13 protein-coding genes are annotated in these 14,168 nt (G+C 65.1%); 4 read left to right on the top strand and 9 right to left on the bottom strand.

Annotated features, from left to right (window positions below; translation table 11 throughout):
• Positions 1-58: 58 nt before the first annotated feature.
• Both EH240_RS10635 and xseA read right to left on the bottom strand, forming a co-directional pair.
• Positions 59-1,177, bottom strand: coding sequence for a DmpA family aminopeptidase (locus EH240_RS10635; protein ID WP_124997909.1), 1,119 nt, complete (start codon positions 1,175-1,177; stop codon positions 59-61).
• A 7-nt stretch (positions 1,178-1,184) separates the two neighbouring features.
• A complete protein-coding gene (xseA, locus tag EH240_RS10630; RefSeq protein WP_124997907.1) occupies positions 1,185-2,750 on the bottom strand; it encodes an exodeoxyribonuclease VII large subunit in 1,566 nt (521 codons plus the stop codon).
• 121 nt (positions 2,751-2,871) lie between these two features.
• Between xseA and EH240_RS10625 the strand changes: the two genes are divergently transcribed.
• Entirely contained in the window at positions 2,872-5,082 is a 2,211-nt protein-coding gene (locus EH240_RS10625; RefSeq protein WP_124997905.1) for a bifunctional diguanylate cyclase/phosphodiesterase, read from the top strand.
• 3 nt (positions 5,083-5,085) lie between these two features.
• On the opposite strand, the gene EH240_RS10620 is transcribed toward EH240_RS10625, so the two are convergent.
• Complete coding sequence (locus EH240_RS10620; RefSeq protein WP_124997904.1) at positions 5,086-6,042, bottom strand: LysR substrate-binding domain-containing protein; 957 nt, start codon at positions 6,040-6,042, stop codon at positions 5,086-5,088.
• Positions 6,043-6,222: 180 nt separating this feature from the next.
• Between EH240_RS10620 and EH240_RS10615 the strand changes: the two genes are divergently transcribed.
• Entirely contained in the window at positions 6,223-6,513 is a 291-nt protein-coding gene (locus tag EH240_RS10615) for a DUF1127 domain-containing protein (protein ID WP_124997902.1), read from the top strand.
• Positions 6,514-6,851: 338 nt separating this feature from the next.
• Here EH240_RS10615 and EH240_RS10610 read toward each other — a convergent pair whose 3' ends face one another.
• The 4 genes from EH240_RS10610 to EH240_RS10595 form a co-directional block, all read right to left on the bottom strand.
• Complete coding sequence (locus tag EH240_RS10610) at positions 6,852-7,868, bottom strand: DUF937 domain-containing protein (RefSeq protein WP_124997900.1); 1,017 nt, start codon at positions 7,866-7,868, stop codon at positions 6,852-6,854.
• Between the two features lie 98 nt (positions 7,869-7,966).
• On the bottom strand, positions 7,967-9,340 hold the full coding sequence (locus tag EH240_RS10605; protein WP_124997898.1) for a glutamate--cysteine ligase: 1,374 nt from the start codon (positions 9,338-9,340) through the stop codon (positions 7,967-7,969).
• Between the two features lie 182 nt (positions 9,341-9,522).
• Positions 9,523-10,257 carry a 16S rRNA (uracil(1498)-N(3))-methyltransferase gene (locus EH240_RS10600; protein WP_124997896.1) on the bottom strand — a complete coding sequence of 245 codons (735 nt, stop codon included), beginning with the start codon at positions 10,255-10,257 and terminating at the stop codon, positions 9,523-9,525.
• Between the two features lie 31 nt (positions 10,258-10,288).
• Complete coding sequence (locus EH240_RS10595) at positions 10,289-10,936, bottom strand: hypothetical protein (protein WP_124997894.1); 648 nt, start codon at positions 10,934-10,936, stop codon at positions 10,289-10,291.
• A gap of 87 nt (positions 10,937-11,023) precedes the next feature.
• Between EH240_RS10595 and EH240_RS10590 the strand changes: the two genes are divergently transcribed.
• Positions 11,024-11,722: a type 1 glutamine amidotransferase gene (locus EH240_RS10590; RefSeq protein WP_124997892.1), complete on the top strand. Its 699-nt coding sequence runs from the start codon at positions 11,024-11,026 to the stop codon at positions 11,720-11,722.
• Positions 11,723-12,017: 295 nt separating this feature from the next.
• Positions 12,018-12,149: a hypothetical protein gene (locus tag EH240_RS39625; protein WP_275955501.1), complete on the top strand. Its 132-nt coding sequence runs from the start codon at positions 12,018-12,020 to the stop codon at positions 12,147-12,149.
• A gap of 51 nt (positions 12,150-12,200) precedes the next feature.
• Here EH240_RS39625 and EH240_RS10580 read toward each other — a convergent pair whose 3' ends face one another.
• Both EH240_RS10580 and EH240_RS10575 read right to left on the bottom strand, forming a co-directional pair.
• On the bottom strand, positions 12,201-12,971 hold the full coding sequence (locus EH240_RS10580; protein WP_124997888.1) for a metallophosphoesterase: 771 nt from the start codon (positions 12,969-12,971) through the stop codon (positions 12,201-12,203).
• A 60-nt stretch (positions 12,972-13,031) separates the two neighbouring features.
• Positions 13,032-14,168 carry an alpha-hydroxy acid oxidase gene (locus EH240_RS10575; RefSeq protein WP_124997886.1) on the bottom strand — a complete coding sequence of 379 codons (1,137 nt, stop codon included), beginning with the start codon at positions 14,166-14,168 and terminating at the stop codon, positions 13,032-13,034.

Below are 14,168 nucleotides of genomic sequence, written 5' to 3'. Positions count from 1 at the left end.
GCTAATCGCCAAGGGATGCGACCCACATTCGACCTATCAGAACTTCTGCGCCTCCGAATTAGCCGAACCTATTCTTCAGCCATTCCTTTGGCAGCGCCGGCACGAAATTGCCGTCGCGCCCGGTCATGTCCTCATTGGCGACCAGCGCGTTGAGGATCGCCTCCTCCACTCCTTGCACGACAGCATCGAAGAACGGATCGATATCGACATCCGGGATGAACTCCGCGCGCGCGACACGACCTGAAGCCCCCAGCGCGGCCTCGGGATTGGCGGTCGAGAAGGCGAGAAAAATGTCGCCCGAGCTGTGGTAGCCGTAGCCGCCGGTTATGGCGATGCCGAGCGGCACCCGCCTGGCCAGCCGCTTCATCTGGTGCGGCAGGAACGGCGCGTCGGTGGCGACCACGGCGATGATCGAGCCCTTTTCGGCGCGCGGCGTGGCTTCGCAGATCGCCGGCTCAACCAGCTCCGGTCCGACGCGACGGCCGCGAACGGTGAAATTATGCCGCCTGCCGAAATTGGCCTGCACGAACACGCCGAGCGTGTAGCGGCTGTCCTGCCAATCGACGATGCGCGAGGCGGTGCCGGACCCGGCCTTGAAGCCGAACGAGATCATGCCGGTGCCGCCGCCGACGCTGCCTTCCTCCATGGCGCCGCCGACAGCACTGTCGAGCGCGGCGACGACATGGTCGAAGCTCACATGATGGCCGTTGATGTCGTTGAGGAAGCCGTCATAGGTCTCCGCCGCCACCGGCAGGCCCCAGGCGCTGTCGAGCGCCGCCGGCAGCACTTGGCTCATCCAGCGCAGCGTGCCGTCGCGGGTGAGGCCGCAGGAATGCGTGTTGGTGATGGTGACCGGCAGGTTGAAGGCGCCGGTCTCCTCGATGATGTGCGCGCCGGTCAACTCGCCATTGCCGTTCTGGCTGAACATGCCGGCAAACACCGGCGTTGCAAGCTCGCCTCGCGGCCTGGGCAAGATAGCGGTCACGCCGGTGCGCACCGGGCCGGTGCCGACCTGGAGCGGGCCGTCGCCGGCAATCAGCGTCGTGTAGCCGACCGCAACACCCGGCACGTCGGTGATGGCGTTGAAGCGGCCGGGCGTGCCGTCCAATGCGATGTTGAACGAGCGCAGGCGCGGCTTGCCCGATAGCGTGCGAAGATGTGGGTTGTCGGTGCTCATCCCGTCCTCAGAATAGCGAGCCCTGGTTGCCAGGCTCCTTGGTCTTGGCCGGGTGCTTGGCGGCGAGCTTCGGCCGCGCCCCGCCGCTGGTGGCGATGGCCTCGGCATTGCCGTCGGCGAATTCCAGCTGCAGCGCGGCACCCGGCGCCAGCTCAGCCACCCGCTTGATGACGGCGCCGTCGGCATCCTTGACCAGCGCGAAGCCGCGCGCCAGCACTGCCTTATGCGACAGCGTGGCGAGCAGCCGGTCGGCCTGGGTCAGCGCCGCACGCAGCCTGTCGATCTGCCGCGCCAGCGCCTGGTCCTGCCTTCGTGTCAATCCGGCCAGCGCATCGGCCTGAGCTTTCTGCCGCCTGGCGATCGGTGCCGGCGACAGTCTCGCCGACGTACGCTGAAAGCGCGCTCGCCGCTCACGCACGATGGCGAAGAAGGCGGCGCGTGCGCGGGCAATGTCGCGGCCCGTCAGGGTGCGCGTCTCGTTGAGGCGGCGCGACAAGGTCGCCGGCGTCAGCCGCTGCCCGCCCAGCCTCGCGCGCTTGCGCTCGATGCTCACTGTCAGGCCACGGCTGAGCCGGCTCGTCGCCTCGTCGAAGCGGCGGCGCGGCAGCGCCAGCAACTGGTCGGGCGAGGGGAGCGCGCGCGCCGCGGCGCGCACCGCCTGGCGCTTGCGATCGAGATGCCGCGAGGCGCAGGCATTGAGCCGCGCGCCGAGACTTGCCAGCGTGGCCTCGAGCTCGGCCTTGACCGGCACCGCGATCTCGGCGGCGCCCGTCGGCGTCGGCGCGCGCATGTCGGCGACGAAGTCGATCAGCGTCCAGTCCGTTTCATGGCCGACGGCCGAGATCACCGGAATGCGCGAGGCCGCGACGGCGCGCGCCAGCCCTTCGTCGTTGAAGCCCCAAAGGTCCTCGAGGCTGCCGCCGCCGCGCGCCACAATCAGAAGATCGGGCTGGCGGATGGCGCCGTCCCAGGTAAGCGCGTTGAAGCCGTTGACGGCTGCGGTCACTTCCCTGGCCGTCGTCTCGCCCTGGACCCTCACCGGCCAGACCAGCACAGTGAGCGGAAACCGGTCCTTGATGCGATGGATGATGTCGCGGATCACCGAGCCTGTCGGCGACGTCACGACGCCGATGACCTTCGGCATGAACGGCAGGCGCCGCTTGCGGCCGGAATCGAACAGGCCTTCCGCTTGCAGCCGGCGCTTGCGTTCCTCCAGCAGCGCCATCAGCGCGCCGGCGCCCGCCGGCTCCAGATTGTCGATGACGATCTGGTAGTTGGATTTTCCCGGATAGGTCGTCAGCCTGCCGGTGGCGATTACCTCCATCCCTTCCTCGGGGCGGAATTTCAGGCGGCTCATCGTGGTCTTCCAGACCACGGCGTCGAGCCGCGCGCGGTCGTCCTTCAGGGCGAAATAGGCGTGGCCGGAGGAGTGCGGACCGCGATAGCCGGAAATCTCGCCGCGCACCCGCACATTGCCGAAGGCGTCCTCGACCGTGCGCTTCAGCGCGCCGGAAATCTCGCTCACCGTATATTCGGTGGCGTTGCTGCGTGATTCGGTTCCTGCTTCGCTCATCGCCCGATTGGGGAACGCTTATCGGGCCGCGTCAAGGCAGCAGGTAATCTCGCTAATATTATAACGCGATCTTAAGCCGGATTTGCTTTGAGTTGGCGGCAGTAAATCCGGCCGGGGACGTATGAGCCAACGCACCAACAGCAGCCCATTGACGCACCAGGTCACGCTGACCGTGCTGACGCTTGCCGTCTTCGCGCTGGCCATGGTCGTCGGCTTCGGCTTCTTCGCGGCGGCCCAGACCGACAATGCCTCGCTCGAACGCCAGAAGTTGTTCATCGCCGACGGTCTGAAGGATCGGATTGCGTCTGTTCAACGTGAACAGGAAAGCATTACGGTCTGGGATGACGCGATCATCAATGTGAAGGCCGGTAACCGGACCTGGATTGAGGAGAACCTCAGCGTCTGGATGTACACCTATTATGGTCACAACCGGGTCTACATTCTCGACGCCGCCAATCACCCCATCCACGCCATGAAGGAAGGCAAGGTGGGCGATCCGTCCGCCTATGGCGAGGACGAGCCGGTGGTGCTTCCCGCCATCGAGAAACTGCGCGGCATGCTGGCCCAGCCGCCGAAGGACGATGCTTCGGGCCAGCCGGCCAAGATGGTCGCGCAGGACCTGGTGTCGCTTGGCGGCCAGCCGGCGATCCTGAGCGTCATGCCGCTGTTGCCCAGTTCGGACCGGGTCACCCAGGCGCCCGGCACCGAATATCTGCATGTTTCGGTGGAGTTCATCACCAACGCTGTGATCAACAAGATTGCCGAAAAATACCTGCTCGAGGGCGCGCGCCTTGTGCCGCTGTCGCAGCCGGTCGGCGCCGCGGCGGTTCCGCTGGTCGATTCCCGCGGCGTCATCCTCGGCTATGTCGGCTGGGATCAGGAGCGGCCCGGTCTCACCCTGGTGCGCAAGATGACGCCGGCGCTGGCGATCGCGCTGCTTGTGGCGGCCGGCGTTCTGGCCTTCCTGCTGCGCAGGCTCCGCCGCGCCTCGTCCGCGCTGCAGACCAGCCAGGATGAGGCGCAATATCTCGCCTTCCACGACACGCTCACCGGCCTGCCCAACAGGGCTCTGTTCGAGGACCGTTTGCGGCGCACGCTGTTGTTCGCCAGCCACGACGCGGCGAGGGTGGCGCTGCTTTATCTCGATCTCGACCGGTTCAAGCATGTCAACGACACGCTCGGCCATCCGGCCGGCGACGAGCTTGTCAGGCAGACGGCGGCGCGGCTGAGAAAAACCATCCGCGAGGTCGACACCGTGGCGCGGCTTGGCGGCGACGAATTCGCCGTCATCCTGCTGGACGTCCCAGACATCAGAAGCGCGGAGGATGTCGCCGACCGGCTGCTGCAGAGGCTGTGCGAGCCATTCAAGCTGATCGACGACCAGGTCTTCGTCAGCGCCAGCATCGGCATCGCGCTGTCGGCCGGGCCGGAGACGGACGCGGATGACCTGCTGCGCAAGGCCGACATCGCGCTTTACGAAGCCAAGAAGAACGGCCGCGGCCGTTATCAGGTCTTTGCCGGCGACATGGACGACCTTTTGCTGCGCAAGCGCAAGGTCGAGGCCGAGCTGCGCAAGGCGCTGACCGGGGGCGGCGGCATAAAGCTCGCCTATCAGCCTGTCTTCGCGACCGACGGCCGCAGGATTCTCGGCGCCGAGGCCCTGATCCGCTGGAGCCACGAGGTGCATGGCGCCTTGCCAGCGGCGCAATTCATCGCCATCGCCGAAGAGCGCGGCCTGATCGGCGAGCTCGGCAAATGGGCGCTGTCGGAGGCGTGCCGCTTTGCCGTCGGGACCGAGCTGCCCTGGATCGCCGTCAACATCTCGCCGATGCAGTTGCGCGATGCCGGTTTTGCCGAACAGATCGCGTCTATCCTGAAGGAAACCGGGCTCGATCCGGCCCGCCTGCAGCTCGAGACCACCGAAAGCGTGCTTCTCGAACACAACGAAACGATCGGCGCGGTGATCACCGCCCTGCGCCAATCCGGCGTCCGCATCGTGCTCGACGATTTCGGCACCGGCTATTCCTCGCTGAGCTATCTGCGCCGCCAGGCCATCGACAAGTTGAAGATCGATCGCTCCTTCATCCGACTGCTCGATGAGGACAGAAGCGCCGCCGCGATCGTCAAGGCGCTGATCGAGCTTGCGCTGGCGCTGAAGGTGGAAGTGACGGCCGAGGGCGTCGAAACCGACGAGCAGAAAACCCTGCTGGTCGGCATGGGCTGCAACCAATTGCAGGGCTATCTTCTGTCGCCGCCTTTGGAACCGGGCCAACTGCTGGCGTTGCCGGGTCTGCCCTCCGCCGTTCCGGAGCGCTCCGCCGCGCGCGCCTGACCCCTACCAGCCAGGCAGGATCTGGTTTGCCTTGGTCCGCTTCATCTTGGTGAAGGCGAGTGCGGCGAAATCGAAGCTTCCCGTCTCTTCGCTGACCGGCACGGAAATGTTGTCCAGGCTTTCCGCGATGTGGCGTGCGAGCGCGTCGACGATCTCCGGCTGCGAGGTCTGGCCGCGCATGATGCCGATGCGGCAATCCGGCAGCGCGCCGAACCCGTCGGCTTCGCCAAGCACGCGCATGCCGGGCCTGAGCGCGCATTCCGGCAGCACCGAGATAGCGAGGCCGGAAAGCACGGCGGCGGTGATCACGGTTGCCGAGAAGCTGGAGAAGAGCACACGATACTCGCGGTTCTGCCGGTCGAGCACATCGACGGCTGCGCGCCGCCAGATGCAGTTCGGCCGGCCGAACGCCATCGGCAGGATTTCCTGCTCATGCGTGGCATGGTTGGCCGAGGTGACCCACAAAAGCGGCTCGCGCCGCACCACTTCCGACTGACCGCGCGTGTCGTTGTGCGTCACCAGCGCAATGTCGAGATTGCCGCGCTTGATGTGCTCGACCAGCCCCGGCGTCGGCTCGCAGATCACGGTTAGCTCGACGCGCGGGTTGGAGCGCGAGAAGCGCGCCATGATCTCGGGCAGGAAGCGGTCGGCATAGTCGTCCGGCGTGCCGATGCGGATCGTGCCTTCGAGCCGCTGGTCGTCGAAGGCGGCGAGCGTCTCGCGGTTGAGGAAAATGAGCCGCCTTGCATAAGAGAGCAGCCTGTCGCCTTCCTCGGTCAGCTTGTTGGTGCGCCCGTCCTTCTCGAACAGCGGCTTGCCGATCCGCTCCTCCAGCCGGCGCATCTGCATCGACACCGCCGACTGTGTCCGGTGCACTTCCTCCGCAGCGCGAGTGAAGCTTCCGGTATCGGCGATCGAGATGAAGGTCTGCAAATGATCGAGATCGAGCGGCGCTTTCATCGGTCCAATCCATCATTGATGTTGATGCTAAAGATTAGAAACATTCGTTGGATTAATCAATCGCGCGATGGCATATTCGCATCATCCACATGAAGGCATGTGTATCGGAACCGGAACGGCGCTTGCTCCCAGGCGCCGGTCGACTGGTTTCGTCCGCTCTGTCCCGAAGGAGAGACTGACATGGCCGCGATCGAATTCGCCACCGAGACCCCGCGCATCACCACGCGTCCGGCCGTTGCGACGCGTGTGGTCAATGCTCTCGCCAACGCCTATCGCGCCTGGAAAAACCGCCGCGCCTTCTATCGCCTCGGCGAGATGTCGGATGCCGAGCTTGCCGACATCGGCCTGACGCGCGCGGACCTTCATGTCGCCATCGGCTTGCCCTTTGGCCGCGATCCGACGGCGAAGCTGCGTGCGATTGCCGACGAGCGCGCCGACACGATCGAGGATATTGCCCGCAAGGTAGCCTGACCGGCTTCGGCGCTCGCACCTTTCGGTCGCCTTGAACCTTTTCAAGGTTAAGCGCGACCAAGCTTCATGCAGGCTCCCACACTCCCTGCCGGTTCCCCGCCGGCCTGCCTGCACATTGCCCGGTTCCCTTAAAGGACCGGGCATTTTTTTTCAGCTTCGTCATCCTTGGGCGTAGCGAAGCGAAGACCCAAGGATCCTGTGACCTCAGCCAAGGAATGCAGCGGGGCAGAATCTGCGCCGCGGCGACGCTTCGACGTCACAGGATCCCAGGGTCTGCACCGCGTCGCTTCGCTACTTGCTACGCCCAGGATGACGATCGCATTGTCGGCGAGGGGACCTTACCGCCGGTCCATGCCACGTTTGAACTGGTCGAAGATGGTCTCCATACCTTTCTGATAGTCGTCGCGCTGCTGCGCGCCGGTCTCGAACATCTGGCCGAAAATATCGTCGAACGGGTTCCTCGGCCGGCCGCTTGGATTGGTCTGCGGCGGCTCACTCTGTTGCGGTTGGCGTTGTTGCGGCTGCTGCTGCGGCGCCGGCTGTCCGCCGGGCAGTCCGAACCCGCCGCCGCCCTGGCGCAGCATCTCCTCGAAGACCTTGCCGAGCGGGCTGTCGCCATAGGGGCTTTGCGTCTGCTGCGGCTGGGTTTGCTGCGGCCGGCCCTGTGGCTGCTGCGCGGCGCCGCCAAACATGTCTTGCAGCACTTTGCCAAGCGGGTTGTCGCCATATGGATTGGGCGCCTGCTGCGGCTGGCTCTGCGGCTGCTGCGCGCCGCCGCCGAACATATCCTGCAGCACCTTGCCGAGCGGATTGTCGCCATAGGGATTGGGTGCCGGTTGCGGCGCCGGCGAACCACCGCCGGCCTGCCGCATCATCTCCCCGATGATCTCGCCGAGGGGGTTGCCGCCGCCGAAGCCGCCGGCGGCCTGCATTTGATTGTTGGTTTGCTTGAACAATCCGCCCATCATCATCGAGGCCATGGCAGGCAGCATCTGCTGCAGCACCTGCTGGCTGAGTCCGGTCGCCTGCGCGGCTTGGGCAGCGACGGCCCGCGACAGGTCCTTCGAACCGAACAGGTGACCGAGAATGCCGTTGCCTTCATTGATGCCTTGCGGCGAGAAGGCTCGGGTCGCGTCCTCGAAATATTTGGCATGCTGGCCGCTCGCCATCGCCGTCATGAAGGCGCCCATCCCGTAAGGATCGGCCGTATTGCGCTGCAGCCCTTGCGAGAAGGCCGGCAGCAACGCTTCAACGGCGGCTTGCGCCTGCTGCTGTGAGAGGCCGAATTGCTGGGCGAGCGCCTGCATGCCACTGCCGTTCTGGGCCTGCGCAAAGATGTCGAATAGGGAAGGCATGGGTTTTCCTCCACAAGACGGTTGCGGAGAGCCTAGTTCGTTTCGATCACCGATAGAAGCGGCATTTGCCGCGCCACCGTCAAGCGGAAGTCGGTCGGTTAATAGGCATATTCCATGAACACCGGCTCGATCGAACCGCCCCAGCGCGTGTGGTAGGCCGACAGCATCTCCTCCGCGCTGGTGGTGCCGCGCGCCACGACCTCGTCGAGCGTGTTGAGGAAAGAGGTTTCGTCATAGCCGTCGCGGTTCTTGCGGGCGCGGTTCTTCAGCCCCATGCGCGCGATGGCAAGCACGTCGCGGGAGACGTCGCGCAAGGTGGCGTTGCGGAACGGCGCCGCAATGCCGTGCTCCGGCACCGCGTTGCGCATGGCCAGCGCCTCCTGGTAGGTCCAGCTCGAGGTTAGCGCCTCGGCGGCGTCCAGCGCCTGCGCGTCATAGAGCAGCCCGACCCAGAAAGCCGGCAGGGCGCAGATGCGCCGCCACGGCCCGCCATCGGCGCCGCGCATTTCGAGGAAGCGCTTCAGCCGCACATCCGGGAACAGCGTCGACAGGTGGTTTGCCCAGTCGCCCATGGTCGGCAGCCCCTCGGGAACCTCGTTGCGGGCGGCGCCCGCCATGAACTGACGAAAGGTGAAGCGCGTCATGTCGTGATAATGCCCGTCGCGGATGACGAAATACATCGGCACGTCGAGCGCCCATTCGACATAGTCGGCGAAGCCGAAATCCGGCGCAAAGCAGAATTCCAGCATGCCGGAGCGCTGGTTGTCGGTGTCGCGCCAGATATCGCCGCGCCAGCTCTGCAGTCCGTTCGGCCGGCTCTCGGTGAAGGGCGAGTTGGCGAACAGCGCCGTCGACAGCGGCTGCAGCTTCAGCGACACCTGCATCTTGCGGCGCATGTCTGTCTCGCTCTCGAAGTCGAGATTCACCTGGATCGTGCAGGTGCGGTACATCATGTCGAGGCCCTTGGAGCCGACCTTCGGCATGTAGCGGGTCATGATCTCATAGCGCGACTTCGGCATTTTCGGCGTCTCGGCCAGCGACCATTTCGGGCTGCCGCCGAGGCCGAGGAAGCGGATGCCGAGCGGCTCGGCGATCTCGCGCACCTGCGCCAGATGCGCGTTGCCCTCGCGGCAGGTCTGATGGATCGTCTCCAACGGCGCGCCGGAGAGCTCGAACTGCCCGCCGGGCTCCAGCGAGATCGCGCCCTGGCCGGTCGGCTCGACCAGGCCGATGATGCGGCCCGCATCCATGATCGGATCCCAGCCGAGCTTCTCCTGCATGCCCTCCAAGATGGCGCGGATGCCGCGCTCGCCGCCATAGGGCACTGGCGCGTTGCCGTCGACATAGAAGGGGAATTTCTCGTGCTCGGTGCCGATCCGCCATTTGTCGCGCGGCTTGTTGCCCGCAGCCAGGTAGCCGACGAGTTCGTCGATGCCCTCGATAGGCTGGAAATCGGTTGTGTCGCGCGCCATGGTTCAGCCCTCCGCAGCAGCCTTCTCGCCGCCGGGCGCTAGATGGACGAAATGTCAGTAGCCGATCAAGCGAAAAATCCTGAGCCAGAGGTCAAGTGGAATTGATCTGGTGCGGGTTCTCCCCGTCTCCCCCTGCGGGGTCCGGAGGATGGGCGAGCCACAAGGGGAAAAGGAAAGAGCCCTCACCAATCGCCGATCGTCGCCTGCATCACCGCAAGTGCCGCGACCGCCGCCGTATCGGCGCGCAGGATGCGCGGTCCGAGCGGGATGGCGGTGACGAAGGGCAATGCCCTCAGCATCTTGCGCTCGTCGTCGGAAAATCCGCCCTCCGGCCCGACCAGCAGCGCGAGTTTTTTCTCACTTACCTTCTGCAAGCCCGGCAGCGGATTGTTGGTCGAGGCATCCTCGTCGCAGAAGATCAGCCGCCGTTCCTTGTCCCAGCCGCCGAGCAGCCGCTCCAGCTTCTCCACCTCGCGCACGTCCGGCACGGCCAGGATGCCGCATTGCTCAGCCGCTTCGACGACATTTGCGCGCAGCCGCTCGATGCTGGGCTTGGCCACTTGCGTGTGCTGGGTGATAACCGGTTGCAGGATGCCGGCGCCCATCTCCACCGCCTTCTGCACCAGATAGTCGAGCCGGCCCTGCTTCAGTGGCGCGAAGCAATAGACGAGATCGGGCAACGGCGGCTGCGGCCGCTGCAGGGAAAGCACCTTGAGGCCGACGGCCTTCTTGGTTTTGGCGGCGATCGCCGCCGACCATTCGCCGTCGCGGCCGTTGAAAAGAAGAACTTCGGCGCCCTCGCCGAGCCGCAGCACATGCGCGAGGTAATGGCTTTGCTGCTGACCGGCATCGAATTCGAAGCCCGGCCCGAGATCATCCGGCACGAACAGCCGCTGCATCTTGTAATTGGGGCGCATGGCCGAGCAATGGGCGAGGGCAGCGTTGCCGTCAAGTATCGGCGGATGGGTGCCAGACCGGCGCGTAGCCTTGCCTCAGCACCCAAACACTTGTGGCTGGCGTGAGTAGCCGCAGCGGTCGTCCGGCGAGGCGATTGAATGGAATAGGATCGGCATAGCCCCCGAACGACCATTCGAGCGCCTTGCCGGCGCGGAGCGCATAGGCGGTGTCACCGTCAGCGATCATCACCCCCTCCGGCAAGCCGCCAAGCTCGGCGACCGTGACGGCCGGCGGCCGCCCACCCGAGGCCAGTCGTTCCCTGTGCAATCGCTTGTCGACCATCGGCGCGCGCGGCTCGGCGACGTTGAACGCCTCGCCGAAGCGGCGCACGAAATCGGTCGCCCGCTCGCGCCGGCAGAAGAAGCAGGGCCGGTGGCCGGCGGCCAGGGCCGTCACCTCGTCGAGGAAGAACAGCTCGGTCCAGCCGGCCTTGCCACCGGTACGATTGCGGCCCATCGGCTCGCGTCGCACGTCGCGGAACCCGCAGACGCAGATGATCCAGGCCGGCAAGGCCCAGCGCTTCCTCAGAAGCGTTTTTGTCTCGGGGTCATGGATGATGCCGCGATTGCCGGTGAACAGGCCGCGCTCGGGCACGGCATGGATGGCGCCGAACGGATCGACCCGGTTCTGCAGTGGCATAGCTTTCTCTCCGGCACGCAGCTTGGCTGAAATGCAGGCGGCATGATATCGCTCGCCCCAGCATTTTCATGTCAGCAGGATTTCTAGATGCGGGTGCTGGTGGTCCAGAACTACGACAATACCGGCCTCGGCCAGGTCGGCGCCGCTCTCGGCGAGGCCGGCGCCGAGCTCGACCTGCGCCGCCCCTATCTGGGCGATCCGCTGCCGCGGGACGCGAACGGGCACGACGCCATGGTGGTGCTGGGCGGCGGTCAGAATGCGCTGGCCGACGACGACTATCCCTATTTTCCCGCCTTGCTCGAATTGACGCGCGATTTCGCCGGCAAGGACCGGTCGGTGCTCGGCATCTGCCTCGGCGGCCAGCTCGTCGCCCGCGCCTTCGGCGCCGAGAACCACATCGGCGCTGCGGTTGAATTCGGCTGGCGCGGCGTGTCGCTGACGGCTGCAGCCAAGGCCGATCCGGTGCTCGGCGCCCTGCCGGAAGACTTTCCGATCTTCCAGTGGCACGACGACACGTTCGACCTGCCTGAGAAAGCAGTGCGGCTCGCCGGCAATGATGTCGCGGCGAACCAGGCCTTTCGCATCGGCCGCGCCGTCTATGGGTTCCAGTTCCATTTCGAGGCGGATCGCCCGCTGGTGCGCGACTGGAGCACCTCCTTCGCATCGCTGATCGCCGACCGCCATCCCGACTGGGCCGGCAAGCTCGATGACGAGATAGCCCGCAACGGGCCGGACGCCGACACCGCCGGCCTGGCGATTGCCCGCGCCTGGGTGGCGACGATCTGATCATCGCACCGCTCGTGCGTCAGGCGTGACATAATTGGCACGCCGCGGCAGTTCCGCCTGGGGAAAACCCCTGTTCATTCTTGGCTTGTGCGCGCCCGCCATCCTAGAAGGCGCCCGCCCTGTATCGTCCGTGCAACCGCCATGAACCTTCTGTGTGATCCAGGCGACACACCGGCGATACAGAATCTGCCTAGAAGCGCGAAATCGTCGAAACATTGAGACGCATTTTATCGTTTCAACGCATTGGTAACCGCCTCGTGCACAGATGCAGAAAGCTTAACCAGAGATGACGTCCGTGAAAGCAGCGCTTTTGTCCTTTGTAATGCTGTCTGCCATCGTCGTGTGCGGCCTCGGCATTTATTCCGCCGACGCGGCCAACAATCATCAGGCCGTCGACGGCTACGGCGTCACCGCCGCGCTTCGCTAAAGCCTGATCCTTCCCGACAAACGGAAAGCTGGTCCCACAGTCGGATCATGGCTAGAACGCCTTTCCCTCGACCATCAGGATACGCTTTTCAGCGCCGTTCACGGCGAGCGCGCTCAGCATTCCCGACTGCCAGGCGAGCGTGTCGACATTGACGCGGTTGGCCATCACCTCGGCCTCCGGCACCGGTGTGTGCCCGTGCACGATCACCTTCGGATAAAGGCCGGGGTAGTCGTGGAAGGCGTCGCGAATCCAGATCAGGTCCAGCGGACTCTGGCTTTCCAGCGGAATGCCGGGCCTGATGCCGGCATGACAGAAGAAGAAGTCGCCGAAGGTCACCGAAAAGGACAGCGAGCGCAGGAAGTCGATATGGGTTTGCGGCACCGCTTCGACCAATGCTGCGTTGCCGTGCGCCAGCGCCTCGTCCGACCTGCCGAACCAGCTGCTGCCGGTCGAGAGCTTCACCCCATATGACGCCGCGGTCTGGACGCCGCCATAGCGCATGAACAAGCCATCCGGATCGGGTTTGGCAAGGAAATCGAGCATGCCGATGTCGTGGTTGCCGGCAAGCATGATGTTGCGGGGATCACGCCTCCGCGCCTCGATCAGGAATTCGATGACGCTTTTCGAGTCCGGCCCGCGGTCGACATAGTCGCCGAGATGGATGATGCGCCAATCGGACTTTGGCGCGTGTTCCAGCTCGCTCTCGATACGGCGGTGCATGGCGGCGAGAAGGTCGTGACGGCCATGCACGTCGCCGATCGCATAGAGCCGCATGCCGTCAGGCCCGCGCGCGTCGAGAAAATGGATGCCGGTCTCAGTCAAGGCTGGCGTCTTCCCGTGTCGGTCATCACGGGAAACTAGGGCGGATCGATGAATAAGGCCCTAGCGCCGCAACTGGTCTTTGCCCATGTCGGTCACCAGCCGCTTGCCGCACAGTGCCAGTGTGATGTCCATTTCCTTGCGGATGATCTCCAGCGCCTTGGTGACGCCCGCCTTGCCCATCGCGCCGAGCCCGTAAAGGAAGGGCCGGCCGATATAGGTGCCCTTGGCGCCGAGGCAGAGTGCCTTGAGCACGTCCTGGCCCGAGCGGATGCCGCCGTCCATATGCACCTCGATCCTGTCGCCGACCGCATCGGCGATCTCTTCCAGCACCGAGATCGAAGAAGGGGCGCCGTCGAGCTGCCGCCCGCCATGGTTCGACACGACAATGGCGTCGGCGCCGGTCTCGGCCGCCATCAGCGCGTCCTCCTTGTCGAGGATGCCCTTCAGGATCAGCTTGCCGCCCCAGCGCTCCTTGATCCAGGCGACGTCCTTCCACGAAAGCTTCGGATCGAATTGCTCCGTCGTCCAGGACGACAGTGAAGAGACGTCGCCGACGCCCTTGGCGTGGCCGACGATGTTGCGAAAGGTTCGGCGCGGCGTGCCGGCGATGCCCAGGCACCAGCGCGGCTTGATGGCCAGGTCGATGATGTTGGCGAGCGTCATCTTGGGCGGCGCCGATAGTCCGTTGCGCACATCCTTGTGGCGCTGGCCGAGGACCTGAAGGTCGAGCGTCAGCACCAGCGCCGAGCACTTCGCCGCCTTGGCACGGTCGATGAGGTTGAGCACGAAATCCTTGTCGCGCAGCACGTAAAGCTGGAACCAGAACGGCTTCTTGGTCACCGAAGCCACGTCTTCGATAGAGCAGATGCTCATGGTCGACAGCGTGAACGGCACGCCGAACTCCTCCGCCGCCTGCGCCGCCAGCATCTCGCCGTCGGCATGCTGCATGCCGGTCAGCCCGGTCGGGGCGAGCGCCACCGGCATCGACACCTTCTGGCCGATCATGGTCGATTCCAGCGAGCGGTTGCTCATGTCGACCAGCACGCGCTGGCGGAATTTTATCTTGCCGAAATCCTCTTCGTTGGCGCGGTAGGTGCTCTCGGTCCAGGCGCCGGAATCGGCGTAGTCGAAGAACATCTTCGGCACCTTGCGGCGCGCCAGGTCCTTGAGGTCGGCTATGGTGAGGATGTCGCTCAT

It is taken from the genome of Mesorhizobium tamadayense (assembly GCF_003863365.1).
Lineage (GTDB): Bacteria > Pseudomonadota > Alphaproteobacteria > Rhizobiales > Rhizobiaceae > Mesorhizobium > Mesorhizobium tamadayense.
Note: the sequence above shows the minus strand (reverse complement) of the source record. Positions and strands in the feature narration are given on the sequence as shown.